16 protein-coding genes are annotated in these 25,462 nt (G+C 56.5%); 9 read left to right on the forward strand and 7 right to left on the reverse strand.

What is annotated here, in order from left to right; translation table 11 throughout:
• The first annotated feature begins 256 nt into the window (after positions 1-256).
• Both KUV22_RS14845 and KUV22_RS14850 read left to right on the forward strand, forming a co-directional pair.
• Complete coding sequence (locus KUV22_RS14845) at positions 257-5,929, forward strand: DUF748 domain-containing protein (RefSeq protein ID WP_222232435.1); 5,673 nt, start codon at positions 257-259, stop codon at positions 5,927-5,929.
• 121 nt (positions 5,930-6,050) lie between these two features.
• The gene (locus tag KUV22_RS14850; protein ID WP_222232437.1) at positions 6,051-6,680 is read left to right on the forward strand and encodes a porin family protein; all 630 of its coding nucleotides are present in this window, start codon (positions 6,051-6,053) and stop codon (positions 6,678-6,680) included.
• A 38-nt stretch (positions 6,681-6,718) separates the two neighbouring features.
• Here the strand turns inward: KUV22_RS14850 and KUV22_RS14855 are convergent, their stop codons facing one another.
• Together KUV22_RS14855 and KUV22_RS14860 are read right to left on the reverse strand one after the other, a co-directional pair.
• Complete coding sequence (locus tag KUV22_RS14855) at positions 6,719-8,254, reverse strand: cryptochrome/photolyase family protein (RefSeq protein WP_222232439.1); 1,536 nt, start codon at positions 8,252-8,254, stop codon at positions 6,719-6,721.
• A 118-nt stretch (positions 8,255-8,372) separates the two neighbouring features.
• Positions 8,373-8,825, reverse strand: a complete 453-nt coding sequence (locus KUV22_RS14860; protein WP_222232440.1) for a DUF2214 family protein — start codon at positions 8,823-8,825, stop codon at positions 8,373-8,375.
• 236 nt (positions 8,826-9,061) lie between these two features.
• On the opposite strand from KUV22_RS14860, the gene parC reads away from it, so the two are divergent.
• From parC to KUV22_RS14875, 3 genes are all read left to right on the forward strand, one after another.
• Positions 9,062-11,311 carry a DNA topoisomerase IV subunit A gene (parC, locus tag KUV22_RS14865; RefSeq protein ID WP_222232441.1) on the forward strand — a complete coding sequence of 750 codons (2,250 nt, stop codon included), beginning with the start codon at positions 9,062-9,064 and terminating at the stop codon, positions 11,309-11,311.
• Between the two features lie 265 nt (positions 11,312-11,576).
• A complete protein-coding gene (locus tag KUV22_RS14870; protein ID WP_222232442.1) occupies positions 11,577-13,361 on the forward strand; it encodes an amidohydrolase in 1,785 nt (594 codons plus the stop codon).
• Positions 13,362-13,410: 49 nt separating this feature from the next.
• Positions 13,411-14,715, forward strand: coding sequence for a carbohydrate porin (locus KUV22_RS14875; protein WP_222232443.1), 1,305 nt, complete (start codon positions 13,411-13,413; stop codon positions 14,713-14,715).
• A 132-nt stretch (positions 14,716-14,847) separates the two neighbouring features.
• Here the strand turns inward: KUV22_RS14875 and KUV22_RS14880 are convergent, their stop codons facing one another.
• The 3 genes from KUV22_RS14880 to KUV22_RS14890 all read right to left on the reverse strand — a co-directional run bounded on the left by KUV22_RS14880 (position 14,848) and on the right by KUV22_RS14890 (position 18,397).
• Positions 14,848-15,273, reverse strand: a complete 426-nt coding sequence (locus tag KUV22_RS14880) for a DUF2147 domain-containing protein (RefSeq protein ID WP_222232444.1) — start codon at positions 15,271-15,273, stop codon at positions 14,848-14,850.
• Between the two features lie 152 nt (positions 15,274-15,425).
• Positions 15,426-16,901 (reverse strand): protein adenylyltransferase SelO, encoded by a 1,476-nt coding sequence (locus KUV22_RS14885; protein ID WP_222232445.1) that lies wholly within the window; start codon positions 16,899-16,901, stop codon positions 15,426-15,428.
• Positions 16,898-18,397 (reverse strand): Ppx/GppA phosphatase family protein, encoded by a 1,500-nt coding sequence (locus tag KUV22_RS14890; protein WP_222232446.1) that lies wholly within the window; start codon positions 18,395-18,397, stop codon positions 16,898-16,900. The genes KUV22_RS14885 and KUV22_RS14890 overlap by 4 nt, the downstream gene beginning before the upstream one ends.
• A 174-nt stretch (positions 18,398-18,571) precedes the next feature.
• On the opposite strand from KUV22_RS14890, the gene ppk1 reads away from it, so the two are divergent.
• The gene (ppk1, locus tag KUV22_RS14895; protein WP_261319594.1) at positions 18,572-20,620 is read left to right on the forward strand and encodes a polyphosphate kinase 1; all 2,049 of its coding nucleotides are present in this window, start codon (positions 18,572-18,574) and stop codon (positions 20,618-20,620) included.
• Here ppk1 and KUV22_RS14900 read toward each other — a convergent pair.
• On the reverse strand, positions 20,617-21,126 hold the full coding sequence (locus KUV22_RS14900) for a hypothetical protein (RefSeq protein ID WP_222232448.1): 510 nt from the start codon (positions 21,124-21,126) through the stop codon (positions 20,617-20,619). The genes ppk1 and KUV22_RS14900 overlap by 4 nt on opposite strands.
• A 108-nt stretch (positions 21,127-21,234) precedes the next feature.
• A complete protein-coding gene (aceK, locus tag KUV22_RS14905; RefSeq protein ID WP_222232449.1) occupies positions 21,235-22,995 on the reverse strand; it encodes a bifunctional isocitrate dehydrogenase kinase/phosphatase in 1,761 nt (586 codons plus the stop codon).
• Positions 22,996-23,062: 67 nt separating this feature from the next.
• Here aceK and KUV22_RS14910 point away from each other — a divergent pair, with 67 nt between their 5' ends.
• The 3 genes from KUV22_RS14910 to msrQ all read left to right on the forward strand — a co-directional run bounded on the left by KUV22_RS14910 (position 23,063) and on the right by msrQ (position 25,403).
• Positions 23,063-23,671, forward strand: coding sequence for a MarC family protein (locus KUV22_RS14910; RefSeq protein ID WP_222232450.1), 609 nt, complete (start codon positions 23,063-23,065; stop codon positions 23,669-23,671).
• 113 nt (positions 23,672-23,784) lie between these two features.
• Positions 23,785-24,795, forward strand: a complete 1,011-nt coding sequence (msrP, locus tag KUV22_RS14915; protein ID WP_222232452.1) for a protein-methionine-sulfoxide reductase catalytic subunit MsrP — start codon at positions 23,785-23,787, stop codon at positions 24,793-24,795.
• Positions 24,795-25,403: a protein-methionine-sulfoxide reductase heme-binding subunit MsrQ gene (gene msrQ, locus KUV22_RS14920; RefSeq protein WP_222232454.1), complete on the forward strand. Its 609-nt coding sequence runs from the start codon at positions 24,795-24,797 to the stop codon at positions 25,401-25,403. Before msrP ends, msrQ begins: the two co-directional genes overlap by 1 nt.
• Positions 25,404-25,462: the final 59 nt, after the last annotated feature.

Below are 25,462 nucleotides of genomic sequence, written 5' to 3' on the forward strand. Positions count from 1 at the left end.
AAACAGTGTAATGGGCGTGGGTGGAATAGCACGTTTTGTGGACTTTGCCGCGACGCTTTTGCCGCCGGAATTTTCGCGACACAGGTGTTTTGCCCGTTGCAGGGAAAATAACGCGGCAAGAAATGCTTTTTCGGTTGCCTGACACGACATGTGCAAGTGGCTCTCTGGTCTTTAATGTATAGAGCCCGCAACTCCTCACCAGAATTCGCCAATAAATGGTGGGCATTGCGCTGAATCCTTTATGCGCTGAGATTTGATGTCCAAACCAACGTCCAATTCACCACCCGTATCGCCGGCTCGGCAGCCTGCAGGCAGAGGTATACACCGACTGCTGTGGACGCTGGTGATTCTGCTCGTGGTTGTGGCGGTGTTGAATCTTTTTGTCTCGATCCTTGTGCCCGGTATGGTGCAGCGCTGGCTGCAGGCGCGGGGACTCGAAGCGCGTATTGAGTATGTGAATGTGTCGCTGCCGCGTCTTCACGCGCACTTGCGCAACGTAGAAATGCGCAACGAATCTGAGCGCGGCTTTCGTGTCCGCGAAATGTCCCTCGGTCTCAGTTGGTGGGCTCTGTTGCGCGGCAAAATTCGCGTGCGGCAGATGGACTTGCACGGCGCCTACATGGATCTGGAATCCCACCCGGGGAAAATACATGGGCGAGTGTGGGAGATAGGTGGCTGGTGGCTGGAAGAGGGGCCCAAGCGAGCGAAAAATTGGCGCCTGGAGTGGGCCAATGCAACGGTGCACGACACGGTGGTCTGCTATCTCCACCGCCCTCAGTGGACCAGCCCGACCTGTTTCCGTATCGGGAAAATGTCGGTTAAGGAATTCTTTGTCAGCGCATTTCGCGAGGCGCAGGAACCGCTAAATTTCGATATTGGCGCGGAAGAGATGGTGCTGGACAATGTGCTCGCGTGGGATGAGCGGCCCGGCACGGTTTCGCAACACAGTCTCGGCTACCAGCCCCCTGCGGAGGGCGCTGCACGCCTGCCGTCCGCGGAAGATGACCCAATCGTTGCACTGGTGCATTTGCAGACGCGCGACGTCCATTTTGATCGGCCCGGTAATCATTTCACCATGGCCGATACCCATGCGCGCAAGTTTGCGGGCTGTTCACCCGCACGCTGGGCGGAGGCGGTACCTGCACTGAATAGCATCAGTGGGCACTGCGGTAGCGCACGTCGACTGGATCTCGACGAAAGCGGGCAGTTTTCATTCGGCAAACAGGGTGAAATATCCTGGCACCGGCTGAGCGGGGAAGAGGTCCGCCTGCGCTATCAAAATCGGCAGCTGCCTAACTGGCGCGCCGAAAGCATTGTCATCAACAACTTCGACTTCGTGCGACCGGACAAATCACTGGCATGGCAAAGTGGTATCGCACAGCGCTTCTCCTGGTGCCCTAATGCCTGGCGCAACGACACTCAGCATTATTGCGTCACCGCGGGCACGCTGAACCTGCCACAGGCTACGCGTTTCGCCTGGAGCGATGGCTTTGGCATGGATATCAATGACGGGGTACTGTCCGCAGGCGAGATCGAAGATCTGGTGGGCAAGGCTCCCCATCCCGAGCCACTGAAAATTAACGAGCTGCATATTGGCGCATTGCAGTATCGCAACAAAACCCGTCGCCTCGGCCTGAATGATACGTCACTGGATGTGGCAAACGGATGTTTGCCTGGGGCGCTTTGGGATACCCCCGACCAGTGTGTGAACCTGTCTCAGCTCAGTATTCAAGAAGTGTTTTCCATGCAGTTTCCACGCAAGGTCGCCCGCAATGGTTGGCCGGCACAAGCGTGGGCGCTTGAGAGCGGGCCGTTTTCTCTTGCGCATGTTCAGTTTGAACAACGGTTGCAGCAAGCTTCCACGGGCAGTGCACGCCCTCGCCTGGGGGATGGTGCAGAGTTAACGCAACTCGACTGGGCGCGATTACAGATTACGCCAGACAAAAAAGAAGTGCTTGCCGACGACTTTTCACTGCAGTCCCTGTCCGGATGCGCGCCCGCTAGCTTGCTACCCGATCGGATTTCGCCTTTGTGTGCCCGGTTAGTGGCGCTGAATGGTGTCGGCAATTTTATATTTCGTGCGGATTCCGCTGCCGACGAGGCTGGTAAACCGGGTGACGATGTCCAGAAAGGCGGAGGGCAGCGTCACGGCGGCGCAGACGATATGCCCGCTTCCCCTTATCTCATCCTCGGGGAGTTTTCCCTCGACGAGTTGGTGCTGGACGATCATCTGGCGGCAACAACTGAGCAACAAACCGGCGTGGTTCTCACCCAGTTACGCGCAGGGCCAGGCTTGTTCAAGCGTGGTAACGACCTGCTCGAGCCCGGCGAATACTTCGCCGTCGGTGAGGAATTCTGGTGGGGGAGCGAGGACACCGCCTTTACCGCGACGGAGCTGATTAGCAGTGACGACGGCAGCGAAAAAGGCGTATTGCAGAACGAAGCGGCGCAAAGTGCGGACTCAGCCGCGCAGGCTAGTGGCGAAACCACCGCCATCGGCAAGCACCTGCGCACCAGTAGCACGCAACTGGAGCTGGATGCGGTAGCCTTGGAGAGCCTGCAAGGCTGCCTGCCCAGGTCCTGGCAGCTACTGGTCGCCGCGGAAAATACCAAGGGCGATGCAAGGAAGGATGCAAGGAAGGATGCAAGGAAGGATGCAAGGAAGGATACCCGGGATGATGTGAAAGGGGGCGCACCCGACGGCCAGGGTATTCCCAGCTGCTTCGATATTCGCAATCTGCAACAACAGCAGCCGTTGAATCTCGCATTTGAGCGTCGCGCCCTTATGCCGCAGGGCGATCAGCCCGCGGACAGTGCCTTTCGCTTCAAACTGGATGCTGCAGCGCTGAATCTGGATCACGCGATCATCAGTAGTGCCAGTGGTGAATCGCTTTTGTCACTGGCCAGCCTGGCGCTCCCGGAAGCGGAAATTCGGCTTCAGTCTCAGCCTGCGATGGCACATGTCACTCTGCCAGGGGCGTCCCTCGCCGGTGCGGCCTTTTGCTTGTCGTCGGAACGTTGTGCCGAGTTACAGGCGCTGGGTACCGGCGACACTTTCACGTTGAAATATTGGGGCGACCGCTTTTTTGCCGATCTGAATCAGCTCGCGCTGGAGCGCTTTTCGCTCACGGGCCAAAGCAGCGACTTCACCGCGGATATTCGCGACCTGTCCAGCCTTTCGATGCGTGTGGACTTGCCTGCCGTCGCGTTTGCGCGCGCGGATTGGCAGTTTGATGCCCTGCAGGCGTCGAGCATAAACGTTTGCTGGCCCGACACGGGTGATCCCGAGCGGGGTTTACCCCAGTGCTTGCGCAGTCGCGATCTATCCTCCCGTGGCGACGGCATCACCATTGGGCAGTTGGCGTTGTACGGCAACCAGTCTGATCCACCGCAGTTGGACCTGGCGCAGCTGTCCATAGCGAATGTGGGTTTTGTACAGATGGGCGGGCGGCGGTCGCTGGCGCTCAATCTGACCGATTTACGCCTTAACGCACTACGCGGTTGCGGGCCGAAAGACTGGTTGGCGGCATCGCAGTTGCGCGGTGACAACACCGCATTCTGGGCGGGCTGCCTCGATTGGGGCGTAATTGCACTGACCGGCGATAACTTGATCTCACTTGCTGGCGGCTCGGACGCAAGCGGTGGTAACGAGCGTTTGCGGCTGGGGCCGCTACAGGCAAATCAATTGCGTTTGTTACCGGCGCTGAATCAGAAACCGTCGCTGGAGCTGGCGTATCTGCAATGGCGCGGATTGGCGTGGCCCGGTGGCGGTCGGCTGCGGGTTGCAGATCTCGACGCACAGGGCGGGGCCGGTTGCCTGCCATCGGGCCGGAGTAAAGGCAGTAGTTCGAAAACCTGCATGCGAGTCGGGCGACTGCAGGTTCCCGGCGAGCAGACTCTGGTGATGGGCGAAGCGGATGTTGCATTCCGCAGCAGCGGGCATATCACCGTCAGTGATTTCTCGTTGAACCAGGGAGCGAATCGACGGGTTGGTTTTGACTATCTGGATGTCGACGAACTGGTGTTAGCGGCGGGTACTCTGGCGGTCGCTGAGGGAGAAATCACGGGTTTAAGCGGTTGCTTACCAGAAATGCGTTTTGCAGAAAAAGCCTTGGCGCCTTGCTTTGACGTGGGAACCATTGCGCTGCACAGCGGGCATCGCATGCAATTGAGTGACTTTCGCAACGCCCAGTCCATGCGTAATCTTCGCCATGTATCCGTGGACGGATTACGTGTGACTCAATCAGACTTTCCCGGGGGGCTACCCGCACCGCTGTTAATGGTGGAGTCACTGCAAGCGGACCTACTGGGGTTTGGCGACGGGCAGTTAGTGAGTGAAAACCTGCATCTTGGCCAGGTAAACGGCTGTCTACCCGAAGGCTATGTACCCGGTGTGCGCTATTGTCTGGAGCTACAGGATTTCAATGCCTCGGGTCGCTTCGACTTTGCCCGGCGCGAACTGGTTCTGGATATAGCGCAGTTCCATCGCCTGGGTATCAATGACACCAGCGGTGATCGACTTCTGGAGCTGGAGTTTGCTGAAGCCCGGCAGGTGACCTATGCCAAAGAGCGCACGGGCGTTCTGTCCCTGGAAGTTGCCAACAGCAAGTTGTTTCAGCGAAACCCCAGAGCCCCGGAGTTTGTAAACTATCAGTGGAATACCCAAATTCAGCACCTGAGCCTCGCCCGGTTGGAGTATCAGCCCGCAGAAAAGCACCTGGCGATTGATAGTATCAATTTGCTCAGGCCGCGCAGCATATTGGCGCGTGGTATCGAAGGGGACCTCGGTGCCTGGGAACGCTTCCGCGACCGCACCCCCGAGGCGGATCGCTACAAGTATCGCCGCGGCGATATTGCCCGTGAGGCTAATCGTTTCCGCTATCGCATTCGCGAAGTCTATATAGACGAGGGCGCTTTCCTGTGGCTCGATGAAAGCGAGCGCTATCACGCGAAATTACCCATTCGGCATATCAATGTGTTGCTGCGCGGCGCGAGTAACTATTACGAAGATGAAGCGGCAACCCTGATCCTGAGGGCCAGCCCGGGTGGCTTCAGCGAAATGCACGTGGCTGGTCATATCAATCTGCGTGATAACAATCACTGGGATGGCGGCCTGCTTGGGTATGTAGAGGGCGCCAACCTGATTCCGGCCACACCGTATATCGCCCGCCTGCTTGGTTACAAGATTTTGCAGGGGCAGCTGGATGCCGTGCTTACTCTCTCGGTCCTGAATAACAAGCTCGATGCACTGGCGAAAATGGGGTTGGAAAAAATCAAAGTACGACGGGCAAAAGACACCGACCACCTTGAGGTGAAAAGAAGCATTATTCCTCTCAGTTTTGCCCTGGCTTTACTGAAAGACGGCAATGGCGATGTGCGTATCAAAATGCCGGTAACCGGTGATCTCTATGATCCCGACTTCAACTTCCAGTTTGTCTTCAGTGAGTTGCTGCAGCGGGCGATTCTCGAGTCGCTGTTTGCCTACTTTACCCCAATCGGTTTTTACAGCCTGGCCAAGCTGGCCTGGGACCGCTTCCGTGCCGAACGCTTTGATGACCTGTTGTTTGCCCCCGGCAGCGACCAGCTAAGTAGCGATGCGATGACCGAGCTAAACAGCATGGTGAGTACTCTGAAGGACAACCCGAAAGCACGGCCTGGTATCTGTGGCGTAGCCACCACACAGGACTTGCAGGTAATGTTTCCCCACGAGGCGCAGGCGATGGCGGCATCCGGCGAAACCGGCCGCGAATTCTTCCGCGATCCGCCGCGCGGCATGCGTGAAGAACTGCTGGAACTCTCCAATCGTCGCAGTCGCAACGTACAGTTGTTCCTGATAGAAGCTGGCCTCAGCCAACAAGACTTTATTCAGTGCGCGCCTGACTATATCGGCACCGATAGAGGTGACCCGCGGGTGGAATTCTCAAACTAGCGCTTTGGAACATGACTGAGTATGCAGGGAACCAATCTTGCGTTTTTGGTCTTTCAGCCTTCTAATTGCTGCCCCGCGTGTTGCGGGGCTAATAGCAATATAAAACTGTTTTGGGGGAAATATGACCAAGTATAAGTGGCATTGGTTAGCTGGCCTGTTGGCCTCGGTAATGGCGGTAAATACCAGTGCAGAAGAGATGCCAATGGCTGAGGCATCTGAGAGTTACTATCAGGGTAGCTGGAGCCTGCATGGTGAAATATTCAATTTTGATGCCGATGTAGCCCGCTTTAACGGGGTGAGCGATTCCGGCTTTGGGCTGGGAGCGGGTTATTCTGGTGAATACGGTCTGTTTAATTTCAATCTCGGCGCCGGTGCGATTCTGGTGGACGACAAGGCTGAATTTTCGCAGTACGTAGAGAATGAGTGGAGCGGGGATCGGTCCACAGAAGATTCTTCAATTGTTGCATGGAATCTGAACGTAGATGCCGGTGTGCAATACCCGCTGAGCGACAGCCGCAAATTCCTGGTCGGCCTGAACCTGGGTTATCGTCATCTGGATATGAGCCGGGAGATCGCTGGTTGTAGTAACTGCTACAGCGAAGATATTTCCATCGACGGCGACACCTATCTCAAGCCGTTTGTGAAAATGGCATTTACTGACCGCGTCAGTGGCACCCTCTCCATATATCGCTACGGCGGTGATGAAGGTGTGGATAACTCGGTTCAGTTTCAGGTGAACTGGAATCGATAACAGGGCGAACCTGTCGGGCGGCGCGGTCCTCGCGCCGCCTAGAACTCGTCCGGATTCTGAATGATCTGCCTGGCGCGCGTGCGCAGGGCTTTGCGATCGGTCTCAGACATCTTGTCCAGTTGATGCAGCATCATCGACATGCGCGGATTGTGGGCCAGTAGCTCGCGCTTCTCTTCGATAAAGTGCCAATACAGGCTGTTAAACGGACAGGCCTCATTGGTGGTGCGTTCTTTTACATTGTACTGACACGATTCGCAGTAATTACTCATCTTGTGAATATAGCTGCCGCTGCTTACATAGGGCTTGGTGGCAACCAGACCGCCATCGGCAAACTGGCTCATACCCCGGGTGTTGGGCATCTCCACCCACTCGATAGCATCGATATAAATACCCAGGTACCAGGCTTCTACCTGGTCCGGGTGCACCTGGGCTAGCAGCGCGAAGTTACCGGTAATCATCAGCCGCTGAATATGATGGGCATAGGCATTGTCCAGGCTGTTGCGGATGGCGTGGTGCAGGCAATTCATTTGCGTGTCACCGCCCCAGTAAAACTCGGGTAACGGCCTGTGGTTGTGCAGGCGATTGCAGCGGCGATAGTCGGGCATCGCTTTCCAGTAGATGCCCCGCATATATTCTCGCCAGCCCAGAATCTGCCGAACGAACCCTTCGATTTGACTGATATCGATTTCAGATTGGTGTTTACGCCAGTGGGCGATGGCTTTATCGATCACTTCCTGCGGGTGCAGCAGCTTGCTATTCAGCGCAAAACTGAGGCGGCTGTGGAACAGGTACACTTCGCGATCATGCATGGCATCCTGGTAATCGCCAAAGTGGGGCAGCAGCGCGCTACAAAAATGCCGCAGCACCGCCAAAGCATCTTCCCGTGAGGTGGGCCAGCTGAATTGCTGAGGGTCGATAGCGCCGATGGTTTCAACACCACAGTGTTTCAGACGCGCGACGGTTGCGGTTACGTTTTTGCGGAAGCCGCGCGCGTGCGGGATTTCCGGTGTGCCGGTCCACTTCTTGCGGTTGCTCTGGTCGAAATTCCACTGCCCGCCCTCAGGCTCGCCTACGCTGGTCAGCAAGATGTCGTGCTGCTTGCGCATGTGACGGTAGAAACTCTCCATTAGCAGAGTTTTCTTGCCTTTGAAGAATGTGCTCAGGGCATTGCGCTCGGTGAGGAAATGTTCGCTATCAAATACCTCGGTGGGAATGCTCAGGTCATCGGCGAGCTGTTTGAGCTGCTGGTCGAGTCGGTATTCGTCGGGCAGCTGATACTGGAAACATGCAAAGTGATGCTTGGCGACGAGTCCGGCAATATTGGTGGCGAGGTTCTGTGTGTTTTCGGGGTGATCCAGGGTGTAGTGGATAACATGTTTACCGCGCGCTTTCAGCCACGCGGCAAACTCGGTCATGGCCTCAAAGAATGCCACTACCTTCTGGATATGGTGCCTGGCGTAATCCGTTTCCTGGCGCATTTCCGCAATGAAGTACCAGGTGTCGGCATCATCATCGCGGTACCAGGAGTGGTTGTGATTGAGCTGATCGCCGAGGATCAGTCGGAGTCTTTTCACCCGTGCACCTGTGAGCAATATCTGAGGTCAGAATAGTTGGTGTTTTGCTCTGGTACGAAAATTGTCGGGTTTGGATGCCTTCTGGGCGGCGCATGGCGCTCAAGGGGCACAGGCGGCCTCAGCCAAAGTAACCGATGCCCTTGGCCATGAGCGCGCCGCACAGGGCCATGCCCACCAGCGCCGTCAGCTCGGTGTGCACGATAATACGCAGCCAGCGGCGGCGCCGTTCCGGCAGTTGTGGCTGCTGCCCGCGAGCAATTTCCCGGCGCCAGGCGAGAAATTGCAGGGTGGGGATGGCCGACAGGCTGGCAGCGAGGGCGAACAGTGCCAGCTTCGCGTGAAACGCCGCATTGTGGAAATAGTAGTCAGCGCCCTTCTCAAAGTGATACACGCGCAGCAGGCCGACAATCAGCAGGGCCACGGCGGATGCCCCCACGATTCGGTCCACAATCCCTAATTTGCGCGCGCTCTGCACAGTGAGAGGTTGCCCCAGCACCACCAGTTGTACCGTTAGGGTGACCGCGAGGGCCAGAAATGCCAGGTGGTGCAGGAAGGCGAAGAGCGCGGGCATAAGTGGTTTCCATACCGGTGGCGGCGCGAGTGACCGCGGTTGTTAGGGCCTGATTTGAGCCTAGTTTCGGCGTAATTTGGGCTCAATTTGATAGTCGCTGCGTATTTAGCCGCATTCCCCCGCGACCTGCAAACTGCTGCAGATGTGGACAGGATCTTTGAACCGCTCGTCTGTGTCGGCCATAATCCCCCTCTTATATTTACCTGTCCCCAACAGAATAACGAGACTCTCGCAGTATGACCGAGCCCTCAGTCTACGAAGCTTCCGAGCGCCAGCACCTGGCGGACTACACGGAGAAGGCGTACCTGGACTACTCCATGTACGTGATTCTGGACCGCGCCCTGCCGAATATCGGTGATGGTTTGAAGCCGGTACAGCGCCGTATCGTCTACGCCATGAGCGAGCTGGGCCTCAAAGCCAGCGCCAAATACAAGAAATCTGCCCGTACCGTGGGCGACGTGATCGGTAAGTACCACCCGCACGGGGACAGCGCCGTATACGAAGCCATGGTGCTGATGGCGCAGCCGTTCAGCTACCGCTATCCGCTGGTGGATGGCCAGGGTAACTGGGGCTCCCCGGACGATCCCAAGTCCTTCGCCGCCATGCGTTACACCGAATCGCGCATGGGCAAGTATTCCGAGGTACTGCTGTCCGAGCTGGGTCAGGGCACCGTGGACTGGCAGCCGAACTTTGACGGCACCATGGATGAACCGGCGGTGTTGCCGGCGCGGGTGCCGAATATCCTGTTGAACGGCACCACCGGTATTGCGGTGGGCATGGCCACGGACATTCCGCCGCACAACCTGCGTGAAGTGGTCAATGCCACCATACACATGCTGGAAAACCCCAAGGCCACGGTGAGTGACCTGTGCGAGTTTATCCACGGCCCGGATATGCCCACCGAGGCGGAGATCATCTCGCCGCGCGCGGATATCCACAAAATGTACGAGACCGGCAAGGGCTCGGTGAAAATGCGCGCGGTGTGGACCAAGGAAGACGGCGATATCGTGATCACCGCGCTGCCGCACCAGGCCAGTGGCTCCAAGGTGCTGGAGCAGATTGCCGCGCAGATGCAGGCGAAGAAGCTGCCGATGGTGGGCGACCTGCGCGACGAGTCAGACCATGAAAACCCGACCCGCCTGGTGATTGTGCCCAAGTCCAACCGTGTGGACCTGGAGCAGGTGATGAACCACCTGTTTGCCACCACCGACCTGGAAAAGAGCTACCGGGTAAACCTGAACATGATCGGCATTGACGGTCGCCCGCAGGTTAAATCCCTCGACAAGATCCTGTCCGAGTGGTTGAGCTTCCGTACCGTTACCACCCGCCGTCGCCTGCAGTTCCGCCTGGAAAAGGTCGAGAAGCGTCTGCACCTGTTGGATGGCTTGTTGATCGCCTTCCTGAATATCGACGAGGTGATCGAGATTATCCGCACCCACGAAGAGCCGAAGCAGGAGCTGATGCGCCGCTTCGAGCTGTCCGAGGTTCAGGCGGAATACGTACTCGACACCAAGTTGCGCCAGTTGGCACGCCTCGAGGAAATGAAGATCCGCGGTGAGCAGGCGGAACTCGAGAAAGAGCGCGATATGCTGACCAAGACCCTGGACAGCGCGCGTCGCCTCAAGACCCTGATCAAGAAAGAGTTGCTGGAAGCCGCCAAAGAGTTTGGCGACGACCGCCGCTCGCCCATCGTCGAGCGCGCCGAAGCCAAGGCCTTCAGCGAAACCGAACTGCTGTCTTCCGACCCGATTACCGTGGTGCTGTCGGCCAAGGGCTGGATTCGCCAGGCCAAGGGCCACGAAATCGATCCGGAATCGCTCAGTTACAAGGCCGGCGACGGCTTCCGTTTTGCCGCTCGCGGCAAGAGCAACCAGCCGGCGCTGCTACTCGACAGCAGCGGGCGCAGTTACGCCATTGCCGCGCACACGCTGCCATCTGCGCGGGGCCAGGGTGAGCCGGTATCCGGGCGCATCAACCCACCCTCCGGTGCCACCTTTGAAGGCCTGTTGATGGGCGCGGACGATCAGAAAGTCCTGCTGGCGAGTAATGCGGGCTACGGCTTTATCGCCAAGTATGCCGACCTGCAATCGCGCAACAAGGCCGGTAAGGCCATGTTGACCCTGCCCAAGGGCGCCAGTGTGTTGCCGCCGCAGGAGATCGAAAACCCCGACGAAGCGCTGCTCGCGGCAGTGACCAGCGAAGGGCGTATGCTGGTATTCCCGGTATCCGAGCTGCCAGAGCTGTCCAAGGGCAAGGGTAACAAGATTATCAACATCCCGGCTGCGCGCGCCGCCAGTGGCGAAGAAACGCTGGTGGGCATTGCGGTGCTGGAAGGCAAGGATCAGCTGTTGATTCACGCCGGTAAACGCCACACCCGTATCAAAATCTCCGAGCTGGAGCACTACCAGGGTGAGCGGGGTCGCCGCGGCAACAAACTGCCGCGCGGTTTCCAGAAAGTGGATAAGGTGGAAGTGGTTGAAAAGTGAGCCTTCGCGCACTGGTTGGCCGGTGTGAAAACTTCTGCCTGACGTAGCGAAAACAAAAAGCCCTGCCCTAACCGGTGGGGCTTTTTTGTACCTGCCCGCTGCAAAAAAATCTTCCACTATATTTAGGACACTTCAGGTCGGAACAAACTCGTGAAGAGAATTTCGACGCCCGCACGGCATGTGTTCGCTCCTGTCTGTACGCTTAATGTCACATGCTATTCGCACCGGTAACTCGGTGATTGTTAACATAAAGTGTGCCATTGTCATGAGATCCAAGATACGCCAAAGCTGCTCTCAGTATTTCCTCAAACTCTCATTTATTAGCTGGATCTTTTTGTTTGGCACTCTCACAAGTGCCGCGCCACAGCATGCCGATATCCTCTTCACCAACGGCAAGGTTTACACAATGAATCCGGCGCAGCCCTGGGCGGAGTCAGTCGCCATTACGGGAAACAAAATCACCTACGTGGGGGATGCAGAGGGTGCGTCCAAATTTGTCGGTAATAAAACCAAGCAGATCGACCTAAAAGGCAAAATGTTGCTGCCGGGTTTTTTTAGCGCCCATGAACATTTGATTGCATCGGGCTGGATGGCGCTGGGCGCAAAGCTGGGCGAGGCGAAGTCGAAATCTGATTACTTGGAAATTATTTCGAAGTATGCAGAAGACAATCCTGATGAAGAATTTATTCGAGGATCCGGCTGGAATCCAGCGCTGATGGATGAACTGCCAACGGCCAAGGATCTCGACGCTATTGTTCCCGATCGTCCGGTGATACTTCTTGATTACACCATGCATGATATGTGGATGAACAGCAAAGCCATGGAATTGGGCGGCGTCAATAAAGATACCGAAGACCCCGTTCCCGGGCTAATTGAATGGGTGCGTGATGAGAAAGGTAACCCTACGGGTTACGCAAAAGAGTTTGCATGGATGGACGCCTTTATAGAGTCTGGCGCCTGGCAGGCAGACAAGATGATTGAGGAAAGTCAGCGCGAACTATACGACTTGGCGGCAAGCTTCGGCTACACAGGTTATGTAAATCAGGGACTGATCACGCCCAATATCAAGAGTCTTTCAAGACATTTTGATGATTACAAGACTGCGCTGAAGCTATTGGATGAACAGCGGCAGCAAGGCACGCTAAAACTTCGTACTTTTATGCAGGTTCTGTACAAAACAGATGCGCAATCAGTCGATCAGTTGGTTGAAAATGCCAGAACTTTGAAAGGTATGTATGACACGGAATTGATTCGAGTTGCCGGTATCAAGATACACCCGGAGGGCGTACATACCAGTCATGCCTCCGTTATGATTGAACCTTTCACTGATAAACCAGGCAAGAAGGTGAAGCGTGGCGTATCGGCACAGCGCACAGATGAAGTAATTAAAGCCGCGAATAAGGCTGGTTTTGATGTTTCGGTGCATGTGGACGGTTCCCAGACGGTGCGTGACACCATCGACTCCTTCCTTGCCTCAAAGAAAGACGGCAATGTCGAGGCGCGCAACACCTTGCAACATTTTACTGTTGTGCATCCGGATGACATGAAGCGCGTGCTGGAAAACAAAATTCCGGTAAATATCACGCCCATCTGGGCGACAACTTGGAGTGGGGGGATGGAAGCAACGTCTGCGGCCATCGGGGAAGAGAGGACTCTCAAGTATTTTCAGCAAATCAGGACCGCCATCGATGGCGGCACCAACGTAAGTATCTCTGCCGATGTACCCAGCACAAATCGAGAAAACATGGGGGCATTAACCCAGTGCGAGGCGGCCATAACCCGGAGGGACCCGTCAAACCCAAGCGACCAGCGCGTATTCCCGCCAATGAGCCAAGCAATCACGCTTGAACAGTGCCTGCAGGCGGTAACTTTGGGTGGTGCCTATGAGGCACGCATGGAAGACAAGGTAGGCAGTATCGAAGTTGGAAAATACGCTGACCTTGTCATCTTGGAAAAGAATATTTTCGACGTGAAACCTTCAGAGATTGCCGATACCAAAGTGGTGGGTACTATGATGGACGGTAGGTTCACATTTCGTGATGGGCTCTAAGCGTGTTTCCTTGTTCTCCTGAAGGTTGATAACTGCGACATCTATCCGCATGAGGTATTGGCTGGAACATGCGTTTATCGCATTCGTATTAATGGGGAGCGTTACTGCTCCTCTAGGGTTCGCGCAACCGAGCAAGCAGGCGACCGGCAGCACCGCATATTGCGCGCGCCCAGCACTATTTGACTGTCCCGGCGGCAGACGGCAGGCCGCGCGTGAGGGTGGGGTAGACCTTGATCTTTGGCTGACCCAGTTCTCCCAAGGCATCACCGCGGGGGACGGACACAAGAGTTGGCAGTATGGCGGCAAGGGCGATCTGATCGTCAATGTAAATCTGGCCAAGGCCGGGTTGTGGCGCGGACTTTCACTCAACGCACATCAGGAATGGCTCTTTGGCGAGGATGCCAACGATCCTCTGAGCGGGGCGCTATTTCCGTTCAATACCGCAATGGCCTTTCCCAGGCTCGGTGGGAGTGATCAGGAGCTGGCACTGACGCTTTCGCAGAGTTTCGGCGAGCGCGGGGGGATTTCCATTGGCAAGTTCAATATGCTCGACGCTGCGGCCAAGAAGCCGCTCACCGGCGGGGGTGGTCTCGATACCTTTTTGAATACCGCACTCGCGGCGCCCATTACCGGGGTCACACCACCTTACCTGTTTGGGGTAATTGGCAAGCTGAAAGCCGAGCACGCAGGTTTTACCCTGATGGTCTATGACCCACGCAATGCTCAGGATTACGACGTTATCCGTCATCCGTTTCGCGATGGCACCACCACCAGCCTCTCGGTAACTTTTCCGGTGACCATTTCAGGTCAAAAAGGGTTTTATGGCGTACGTGGTGTATACAGTTCAAAGCAAGGGCTCGACCTCGCCACTATTCCGGCGCTCATCGATCTTCCAGAGGCCGCTGAATCGATCCTGACGAAAGATGGTTACTGGTACCTCAGTACGCGGGTGCAGCAATATCTTTATCACTATCCAGAAAGCCCGGATATCGGCTGGGGATTGTTTGCGGAAGGGGCCATTTCCGATGGTAACCCCAACCCATTGAAATGGCACTTTATCGCCGGCCTCGGCGGGCAGGGGCTGTTTCCGAGCCGTACACAGGATCACTGGGGTATCGGCTATTTTAAATACGGCCTGAGTGACGACCTGGTCCGCGGTCTGGCAAAAGTTGGCGGGTCTATGCCCTTCGACCCGACATTTTTCATTGAAGATGAAGAGGGGTTAGAAGCCTTCTATAACCTGTTTGTGACACCCTGGCTGCGTATCACCGCGGATTTGCAGCGAGTGCATCCGCATGAAACCAGTCGTGACAATGCCACGGTTGGTGCGGTACGGGTGCAGCTGCGATTCTAGTTAATTAACGCTGTCAGAAAGGATCCGCGATGCCTAGCGGATAAATCGTATCCAGCGTCGCCCCCATCGATCTACACACAAAAAAGGAGGGCTCAGGCCCTCCTTTTTTATTTGGTGTTTACACCGTGAGTATCAGTCCGCCGGATACCAGGTCTGGGTACGGTAGAAGAAACCCAGGTAGCCGCGCACCATCAGGTTGCCGCCTTCTTCCCACATCTTGCAGTCGTAGACCTTGCCTTTGGTGGGGTCGAGAATCTGGCCGCCTTCGTACACATCGCCCTTTTTCACCATGTTGGTGATGATGTCCATGCCAACAACTTTCTTGCCCTTGTTGGCGCCGGGGCAGGCTTCACATACGGTGTCGTCCGGCTTCATCAGCAGGTCCACCACGCGGCCGTAGTATTTGCCGCCCTTCTCGTAGATTTCCACGATGGACTTGGCTTGTCCGGTTTCGTCGTCAACGGTTTTCCAGCGTCCCACCACATCGGCAAAAGCCAGCTGAGTGCTGAGCAGCAGGGCGGTGAATACGGCGGTCATGGCCAGGAAATGTTTTTTCATAAGAGCTTCCATCGCAAGTAATCAAAGCTGACCATAACATGTTTTAAGGTCACGCTCCGCATTGGGATATTTACCTTGTTGTAGAGAGTGTAGAACCTATCGTTTGGCCCGCTGAATCCGGGTGAGCGTTGTTTGGCGCGCGCTTATTCTTGTTACGAAGAGCAGCTGATCGGCAGATGTTTGCCAGACTCCGGTGGCGCAGCAGCCCAGTCTTCGTACTTGCTGTGTTCATCAAACGGTGATTGCAGCAGGGTGAACAGGGTTGCCAGTGGCCCGTAGTCACCCGCCTCGGCGGCTTCGATCACCCGCTGGGCAAGATAGTTGCGCAGCACAAACTTGGGATTGGTGCGCAGCATATCGTGGCTGCGTTCTGTTGCCGGTCGCTGCTCCTTTTGCAGGCGCTGGTCGTAACGGGACAGCCAGTCGTCCAGCGCCTGGTGTTGCACCGGGGCGACCAGCGCGTGCAGGCTCACTGCCGGCCGTTCGCCGCAGTAATGGCTCAGGGCGCGGAAGAACAGTGTGTAATCCACCTGCCCTGATTCCAGAATCTGCAATAGATCCGCACACAGCTGCTGGTCGCCATCGTCTTCGAGGGCAAGCCCGAGTTTGCGTCGCATGCGTTCGGCGAAAAAATCGATCAGCAGGGGCTGGTACTGGCCCAGGCAATCCTTCAGTGTTTCGGTGTCCAGTAAACTGGAAAATGCATGGGCCAGTGCATTCAGGTTCCACAGCACTACACCGGGTTGCGCGTCAAACGCGTAGCGCCCGGTATGATCGGAATGGTTGCAGATAAACCCGGGTTCGTAATCGTCCAGGAAACCGTAGGGGCCGAAATCAAACGTATCGCCGATAATCGACATATTGTCGGTATTCAATACCCCGTGGGCGAAGCCTACGGACTGCCAGCCGGCCACCAGCTCTGCACTGCGTCGCACGGTAAAGCGCAGCAACGCTTCCGCCTGTTCCTGCACCGGGAGGCCATTCACTTCCGGTAAAAACTGCGCGCACACATGCTCGACCAGTTTGTGTTGTGCCTCCAGCTGGCGGGTATAAAACAAATACTCGAAATGGCCGAAGCGGATGTGACTCTCGGCCACCCGGATCAGCGCCGCCCCTGTTTCCATCTTTTCCCGCGCCACCGGTTCGCTGCTGGCAACGATGCTCAGTGCGCGAGTACTGCGGATTCCCAGCGCGGTGAGCGCCTCGCCGGCGAGATACTCGCGAATGGTTGAGCGCAATACCGCGCGGCCATCGCCAAATCGCGAGTAGGGTGTCTGCCCCGCACCCTTGAGGTGCAGGTCCCAGCGCTGTCCCTGATACTCTACCTCGCCAAGCAGCAGCGCACGGCCGTCGCCGAGGTCGGGGTTGTAACTGCCAAACTGGTGGCCGGTATATTTCATGGCAAAGGGCACACTGCCCGTAAACAGCTTGGCGCCACTGGTGAGTTCTGCCCAAGCGAGATCCTCGGCGCTTGCCGGGGGCAATCCCAGCAGTGCGACTACCGATGGGTTCACGTGGATGGTATGGGGGTTTTCCAGCGGCGTGGGCGATGTGGGGGTGCCAAATACCGGCCCCAGGTCTGCGTATTGGTGCTGCAGCTTGAGACTGCTTGCGATGTCAGTAGTCACGAGGAAATCAGTTTCACTCTTATCGATTTTTCTTCCCAGCACTCGACCTCCATATACAGGAGATCCTCAATGGCCGGGTGGGCGTATAACCAGTCTTCAGGGGCCTGCAGTCGATAGCCGGGGCCATCCGCGGAGAGCTGCAGGCCATCGATGGCGCGGTCCACATGATCCCGGTGCACGATACAGGCGAGGCGCAGGCACAACAATAAATCATTGTTGGGGTGGAACCCGTAGTGTTCGCGCACGGCTTTGATATCACCACGCTGGTTGCGCACCAGATAGGCCAGGTTTTCCTGTTCGCTTTTACTAAACCCGGCCATGTCTGCATGCTCGATCATATAGGAACCGAGTTTGCGGAAACTGCTGTGCGACAGCGCCAGACCGAGTTCATGCAGGTCCGCTGCCCAGTGCAGCAGGCGCCGCTGGCTCACCGGTGCGTGCGGATTTAACTGGCCGAAAAATTGCAGCGCGGTATTGGCTACGCGTTTTGCCTGGTCGCGGTCAATCTCGCCGCGCTCCATCAGGTTTTCGACGGTGTCGGCACGGCGGTCACCGCCGTGGGCGCGGCCCGCCAGGTCGTAGACGATACCTTCGCGAATGGCATAGGGCGATATATGCATTTCCTGGATATTCAGTTCGCGGAATATGCCGTGCAGTATGGCAAGGCCAGCGGCAAATACCGGACGACGCTGCGGGTCGAGGTTAGGCAGGTCGATTTTTTCGACAGTTTTGCATTTGGCAACTTTGTCCGCCAGCGCATCGATGTCCTCGCGCAAGATTGGCAGTAGCTCGCCATCGTTGAGAACTCGCGAGACCGACTTCACGGTGCCGGATGCGCCTATCACCAGGGCATCGTCGGCAATATGCTGCAGCTCCTGTAGTTCCGCCTGGGCGGCACGTCGCGCGCGGATGAAATTGTTTTGCTTGCCGCCATCGATTTTACCGTCGCTGAAAAAACGGCGGTTGAAGGCCACACAACCCATATTGACACTTTGCAGTTGCCGCGGGACTTCCATACCTCGCACCAGCTCGGTGGAGCCGCCGCCGATATCGACGACACAACGTAAACAGGGCGGGCCTTCTGCGGCAGCCATAACCCCGGCGTAAATGAGGCGCGCCTCCTCGATACCGGAGATGATTTCGATGGGAGCGCCGAGGATGGATTCGGCTTCTTCAAGAAAACCGTCGGCGCGCGTGCTGGCCGCACGCAGTGTGTTAGTGCCCACTACGCGTACTTTGTCCTGAGGAAGGTCCTGGATCACCGGCGCGAAACGCCGCAGGGCCTCCAGTGCACGCTCCGCCACTATCGGATCGAGACTGCGATCGGCGCCCAACCCTTCCGCCAGGCGCACCATGGCGCGATCGGTGTGCAGCCGCACCATACGCTGATCGCGAAATTCAGCCAGCAGTAAGTGGAAGCTATTGGAGCCAAGATCCAGGGCCGCGAGGCGTTCGTGGTTGGCGTCCTGGCTGGCGGCGTCGGCGGGGTCAATCATGGTTATGGTTGTCAAATGGTTGCAATAAAAATGTAGCAAACTGTCGGTCAATGAACTATGGCTTCAATGGAAGGTACTGTTTTGAAACCCAATAATCTTGCACTGTCGCCGGGCGTCGCGACCACTATAGAGCCCAGTGCAGATATGCCTTCCCCGGCAAATGCAGTAAAGAGTATGGCAAACGACACCCCTCTATATCCCAAAGAGCTCAGCTGGCTTTCCTTCAATGCACGGGTGCTGCAGGAAGTAGAAGATGAAAGCGTGCCAATGATTGAGCGGGTGCGTTTTCTTGGCATCTTCTCCAACAATCTGGACGAATTCTACCGGGTTCGTGTGGCGGATGTCCGCCGCCTGGCCACGTTTACCAAGGGCAGCAAAAAGAAAGAGAGCTTTTCCGAGCTGCTGATCAATATCAATGAGATGGCGGCGCGCCTGCACGCGCGCTTTGGTAACGCCTACAGCAAGGTACTGAAGGACCTCGGCAAGAACAATATCCACCTGATCAGTGAGCGCCAGCTTACGCCCAAGCAGCGCGCATATGTGGAGGAGTATTTCCACCGCGAAGTCCTGCCGGAGCTGGAACCCTTCTTTATCGACGATCGCGATACCATGCCGCTGCTGAATGAAGCGAGTATTTACTTCGGTATTTACCTGGAGCTGGAAGACGGCAGCCTGCGCTTTGCCGCACTGGAGATTCCCACTGATATCCTGCCGCGCTTTATTGCGATTCCGCACCGGGAGGACAAGCAGGAGAAGGTTTATATCGTTCTGGATAATGTGATCCGCGCCTGTCTGGTGGAAGTGTTCCGCTATGTATTGCCCATCGAAAAGGCGGCTGCCTTTACCTTCAAAATCAGTCGTGATGCCGAGCTGGAGCTGGGTGAACATGTGACCCAGAACATTCTTGACCGCGTGGCGAAATCCCTGAAGAAGCGCAAGCAGGCGGAGCCGGTGCGGCTGGTTTACGATTCCACCATGCCGGAAGTGCTGCTGCAGCTGATCAAGAAGAAGCTGAAAATGGGGCGCTACGACAGCTATACACCCGGCGGGCGCTACCACAACTCGAAGGACTTCATGAGTTTTCCGGCGGACAGCAAACAGCACACCTACCGGGCGATCAAGCCGCTGCCTACCTTGCCGGACAGTGCCAACATCTTTGACTGGCTGAACGAACGGGATCGCCTGTGTTATTACCCGTATCACGATTTTCGCGTGATCACCAAGCTGCTGGCATCGGCGGCAATTGATCCCAAGGTGCGCCAAATTCGCATCAACTTATACCGGGTGGCAAAAAACTCGCGGGTCGTCGCGGCGCTGATCAATGCGGTGCGCAACCAGAAACAGGTTACCGCGGTGGTGGAACTACAGGCGCGCTTCGATGAGCAGGCCAATATTCACTGGTCCAATGAATTGAGTGATGCGGGCGTGGAGGTGATCTACGGTGTGCCCGGCCTCAAGGTGCACTGTAAGTTGATTTCCATTGTGCGCGAAGAAAACGGCAGTGATCGCTATTACAGCCATTTCGGCACCGGCAACTTTAACGAAAGTACCGCGCGTATTTATTGCGATTTCAGCCTGCTCACCAGCGATACCCAAATGGGGCAGGATGCCTACCGGGTGTTCGACTTTATCAAGCAGCCACATCTGCAACCGAATTACCACCACATCTGGAGTTCCCCCCACAGTAATCGACCGAATATCCTCGCGGCGATTGATCGTGAGATTGCCGCGGCCGAGGCGGGCATGCCGGCGGAAATATTCATCAAATGTAACAACCTGGTGGATCGCGAAGTGGTGGACTACCTGTACCGCGCCAATCTGGCGGGGGTGCGGGTGCGGATCATCGTGCGCAGTATGTGTGCGCTGCAATGTGAGCAGAAAGGACTGTCCGAAAACATTCAGGTGATTAGCCTGGTGGATAAGTACCTCGAGCATGCGCGGGTCTATGCCTTCCACAATGGCGGCGACCCGCAGGTGTATCTCTCGTCGGCGGATTTGATGACCCGTAATCTGGATCACCGGGTAGAAGTGACCTTCCCGTTGTTGGCGGCAGAACATCGTGAAACGGTGATGAACATCCTGGAGCTGCAATGGCAGGATAATCAGAAGGCGCGGGTACTGGATGCGGAGCAGACCAATAGTCGCATCGCCAATCGCGACAGCAAGCGCAATGTGCGCTCACAGGATGCGATTTACCGCTACCTCAAGAATCGTGCAGTTTAGTTCCTGCTAAATCCTGTGAGCTGGCCGTTGCTGAAGGAAAAGCGGTAGCGCTCACCGACCTTGAGTTTGTTGCGGCAGGAAGAGCTGATGGTAATGCGCGGGAACTGGGGCGTGACCACCCAGGTAGAAAAGTCATCACCGGGTCCGCGTCCAATCAGCCAGTAGTGGTCACCGCTATTGCAGTCGCTGAGACTTTCACAGCTCTGGAAGCCCCACACATAGGCGCGGACATCAAAATTCCCGGGCAGGTTGCTGGCGCGCTGGAAGGGAAAGCGCGGATCGTTGGTGGTGACATACAGGTCGCTGAAGGAGAGTAGCTTGTAGCCCTTGGCACGGGTACCGCAGCTGGCGACATGGTTGAACACCTCAGTGGTGGCGTCCTGGGGCTTGGCCTCGGCGGCTTTTGGCTTGCCGTCCATTTCGCTGGGGAGATAACCGCAACCAGTCAATGTGACGCCCCACAGCGCCAGGCCCGCGCACAGTGCGCTACCGCTGAAATACCGCACTTCCTACCTCCTCGGTATCAATCCGCTCCTCTAACTATAGTCGCTGTTAGCGGGCTTTTTTCCCATCTACGCACGCAGCGGGAGGCCGATCAAACCGCGACTTTGAAGTCAGTGGTTCGGCTTGCGCGAAGGGCGCTTGAAGCGGACCTTGCGGCGATACGGGAAGGTGCTCTCCACCCGTCCGGCTCGGATGCGCTCCTGCAGACCCTGCCAGTAGCGGTAGTCGTAGAGGTCGCTGTGCTGGTCTTCGAAGGCCTTGCGCGCCACCGGGTTGCCGGAGAAGAACAGGCGGAATTCCTCCGGAAAAACATCGGCCTCGTCGACCGTGTACCAGGGTCTGTCTGCCAGCTCCTGCTCGGTGGTCTGCGGTTCCGGGATCTTGCGGAAGTTACATTCGGTAAGCGGACACAGCTCGTCGTAATCGTAAAACACCACGCGCCCGTGGCGGGTCACACCAAAGTTTTTCAGCAGCATGTCGCCGGGGAAAATATTCGCCGCCGCCAGCTGTTTGATGGCGTTGCCATATTCCTCCATGGCCTCAATGGTCTGCTGGTCGTTGGCGTCGTCGAGATACAGGTTGAGCGGTTCCATGCGCCGCTCCACATACAGGTGCTTGATGATGATCCACTTGTCATCCACCAGTAGTTTCGAAGGCGCCAGTTGCTGAAGCTCCGCCAGCAGCTCCTCGCTGAAGCGGTTGCGGTAAAAAATAAAGTTGGTGTATTCCTGGGTGTCCGCCATGCGTCCCACACGGTCCGCGCGGGATACGAATTTGTATTTCTCTTTGACGATGGCTTCGGTCACCGTCTTCGGGTTGTCGAATTTGTCTTTGATGACCTTGAATACCACCGGGTAAGACGGCAGCGTGAACACACTCATCACCATGCCCTTAATGCCCGGTGCGATCACAAACTTGTCGTTGCTGGTCTTCATGTGGGCAATGACATGGCGATAGAACTCGGTTTTGCCGTGCTTGTGGAAGCCGATGGAGTTATACAGCTCCGACTTTTCCTTGAGCGGCATAATGGTGGACAGGAAGCGCACGAACCGTGAGGGAATCGGCGCGTCCACCATAAAGTAGGAGCGGGTGAAACTGAAAATGATACTGGTGGAATCGTTGTCGTAGATCAGGGTGTCGACAAAGATGCCGCCACGGCCATTGTTTAAACACGGCAGGAGCAGCGGGATTACCTCACCGCCAAACATCAGTCGCCCAACCAGATAGGCGGCCTTGTTGCGGTAGAAAACCGATTCCAGCATGTCCACGCGCAGCTGGTGCTCGTCCTCCAGTGACTCCAGCTTCCCCGCCAGCGGTCCATTGCGCAAGGCATCGCAGACATTGCGCAGGTCGCGCGCGGTATCTTCCCAGGGAATGGAAAAGCTGTAATCCGCCAGGATGTCTTCAATCATGGCTTCGAGGCCATGTTGACCGTTGTAGCTGATGTAAATGCTGTAGTCGCGCAGTGGCTTTTCGTCCGGTGCGCGCGAGGATTTCACGAAGATATGGCTGTCGTGAATATGCGCATGATCAAACTGGCTGCAGAACACCGAGTTGAAGAAGGTTTCAGCAATCTCGTAATTGTTGTTGTTGGCAATAAGCTGGCTGTAGGTGGCTTTGGCCTGGCCCCATAGCTCCAGTTGCGTGGTGTCTTTGCTGGTGACCGAGTGCACCAGCTTGAGAACCTGGTTGACCTTGGTCTTATACAGGTCGATGCGTTCCTTGTTGGTCTCGTGCACCGCATCCCACGCGGCCTTTTCAAAGCGGGCTTTTGCCCCGAGGGTCATATTCTGGAAATCCGCGAAATAGGCGTCAAAGCCATTGAGGATGGTTTTGGCGATACGGCGCGCGGTCGGGGAATGGTTTGTCATGCACTAAACTCTGTTGGAAGCCTCTCCCATATTTTTCCGATACTAGCACGGGCTTGCAGGAGATCACTTGGACGATTGGCTCAGTAGCTTTGTCTTTTTCTTTGCAGTGATCGACCCGGTAGGCACCCTGCCGGTGTTTATTGCCGTGACCAGCCGCCACAGTGAATGGCAGCGACGCAAGATTGCGCTGCTTGCGGTAGCAGTGGCCACGGGCATTTTGCTGTTCTTCTTACTGGCCGGTCAGTACCTGTTGGAGGCCATTGGCGTGCCGCTGTCCGCGTTTCAGGTATCCGGCGGCATCGTACTGTTCCTGTTCGCACTCACCATGATTTTTGGTGAAAGCAAACCCGAGCAGGAAGTCGATATTATCCGCGGGGGCCACGAAACCGCGATATTTCCCCTCGCGGTACCCTCCATTGCCTCCCCCGGTGCCATGTTGGCGGCGGTAGTGCTGACCGATAACCACCGTTTTGACCCCATTCACCAGGTGAATACCGCCACCGCGATGCTCGCGGTACTGGGTATTGTGTTGCTGCTGTTACTCACCGCGAACTGGATTTACCGCTGGATTGGCGATGCCGGCGCGAGTATTGTCAGTCGCATAATGGGGCTTATTCTTGCGTCGGTCGCAACCACCAATGTACTGCTGGGTATCCAGCAATTCTTTCTGAGCTGATCGGGCCGGTATTGCGTATACGGTCATTGAATTCACTGCGCAATGTAAGAATTCTTCCCTGTCCGCGACAGAACAACAGCAAACCCCCGAATTGCCAACCCGAGGATGCCACCGTGCTGATTAAGAAGCCCGCCCCCAGTGACTTGAGCGAAGCCCAAACCACGTCGGAATCGGCCTATGTATCCCGCCGCAGTGTGATCAAGGGGCTGGTTGCCAGTGGCGTACTGGCCAGCGCCGGTGTGGGGGAGAAAGCTATGGGGCTGGACCTGTTTGGCCGCAAGGATGAGCCTAAACAGGCGCCGCGCAAGCCGCTGAAATTTACTCCGCAGAAACCTGTCCCCGATCTGGTGCTCACCCCGGAAGACAAGGTGAGTAACTACAACAACTTTTATGAATTTGGCACCGGCAAAACCGACCCGGCGAAGAACAGTCAGGGTTTGCGTGCTGAGCCCTGGACGCTGCAGGTGGAAGGCGAGGTTGAAAAGCCGGCGACGGTGGACGTGTGGCAGCTGATGAATGAGATCGGCCTGGAGGAGCGTATTTATCGCATGCGCTGTGTGGAGGCTTGGTCCATGGTCATTCCCTGGGTGGGGTTCGAACTGGGTAAGTTTTTAAAGCGCTTCCAGCCCACCAGTCGCGCCAAGTTCGTCGCCTTTGAAACCCTGTACGATCCGGAACAGATGCCGGGCCAGCGCAACCGCTATATCGGCGGCGGTGTCGACTATCCCTATGTGGAAGGCTTGCGTATGGACGAGGCCATGCACCCGCTGACCATTCTCTCCGTTGGCCTGTACGGCAAAACACTGCCTCCGCAGAACGGGGCTCCGATTCGCTTAGTAGTACCGTGGAAATACGGCTTCAAGGGCATCAAGTCGATCGTCAAAATCAAACTGGTGGAACAGATGCCGCCCACCAGCTGGAACAAGATGCTGCCGCAGGAATACGGCTTTTATGCCAACGTGAACCCGCAGGTGGACCACCCGCGCTGGTCCCAGGCCAGTGAACGGTTTATTGGTGAGGGCGGCCTGTTTGCGGTGAAGCGCCAGCCCACATTGCCCTTTAATGGCTATGCGGAAGAGGTTGCGTCCCTGTACCGCAATATGGATCTCAGGAAGTTTTACTAGTGACGGCTCGGTGGAAAAAGCCGCTTGCCATTCTGCTGCAGGTGGCGGTGCATCTCGGTGCCTTGTTGCCACTATTGTGGCTGTTTGTGGCCATTAACCAGGGGCGCCTGGGTGGTGATCCGGTTAAGGAACTGATCCACTATCTAGGTATGGGTGCCATTCGCCTGCTGCTGCTCACACTGCTGATTTCACCGCTGGCAAAAAGCCTGAACTTCGGCCAGTTGAATCGGCTGCGCAGGCCCCTGGGGCTCTGGTGTTTTGCCTGGGCAACGCTGCATTTCAGCGCCTGGCTGGTATTGGAGCTTGGCCTCGACTGGTCGCTGATCGGCGAGGAAATCGTCAAACGTGCCTATATCCTGCTGGGCTTTACCGCCTGGTTGGTTCTGCTGTTGCTCGCGATCACATCGCTTCCACTGTTACTGAGAAAGATGGGGCGCAACTGGAAAAAGCTACACGGTCTGTTGTACGTGGTCGCTGGTCTGGTGTGTTGGCATTTCTGGTGGTCGGTGAAAAGCGGCTGGATCGAGCCTGCCATTTACGCTGCGATTGCTCTGCTGTTACTGCTCTGGCGCCGCCAGGCACTGCTGCGATGGCTGAAAAGTTTTTGAGTATCCGTAGCCCGCGGCGCTATTTTTCGTAGCCGCAGCGCTATTTCCCTAGCCGCATC

Source organism: Microbulbifer agarilyticus (assembly GCF_019800665.1).
Classification (GTDB): Bacteria; Pseudomonadota; Gammaproteobacteria; order Pseudomonadales; family Cellvibrionaceae; genus Microbulbifer; species Microbulbifer agarilyticus_C.

Bases quoted from the DNA above. Each gene is read 5' to 3' on its own strand.
- aceK (WP_222232449.1), bottom strand. From the start codon at position 22,995: ATGACAAACCATTCCCCGACCGCGCGCCGTATCGCCAAAACCATCCTC.
- KUV22_RS14860 (WP_222232440.1), bottom strand. From the start codon at position 8,825: ATGCCCGCGCTCTTCGCCTTCCTGCACCACCTGGCATTTCTGGCCCTC.
- KUV22_RS14880 (WP_222232444.1), bottom strand. From the start codon at position 15,273: ATGAAAAAACATTTCCTGGCCATGACCGCCGTATTCACCGCCCTGCTG.
- KUV22_RS14845 (WP_222232435.1), top strand. From the start codon at position 257: ATGTCCAAACCAACGTCCAATTCACCACCCGTATCGCCGGCTCGGCAG.
- ppk1 (WP_261319594.1), top strand. From the start codon at position 18,572: ATGGCAAACGACACCCCTCTATATCCCAAAGAGCTCAGCTGGCTTTCC.
- KUV22_RS14870 (WP_222232442.1), top strand. From the start codon at position 11,577: ATGAGATCCAAGATACGCCAAAGCTGCTCTCAGTATTTCCTCAAACTC.
- KUV22_RS14850 (WP_222232437.1), top strand. From the start codon at position 6,051: ATGACCAAGTATAAGTGGCATTGGTTAGCTGGCCTGTTGGCCTCGGTA.
- parC (WP_222232441.1), top strand. From the start codon at position 9,062: ATGACCGAGCCCTCAGTCTACGAAGCTTCCGAGCGCCAGCACCTGGCG.
- KUV22_RS14890 (WP_222232446.1), bottom strand. From the start codon at position 18,397: ATGATTGACCCCGCCGACGCCGCCAGCCAGGACGCCAACCACGAACGC.
- KUV22_RS14875 (WP_222232443.1), top strand. From the start codon at position 13,411: ATGAGGTATTGGCTGGAACATGCGTTTATCGCATTCGTATTAATGGGG.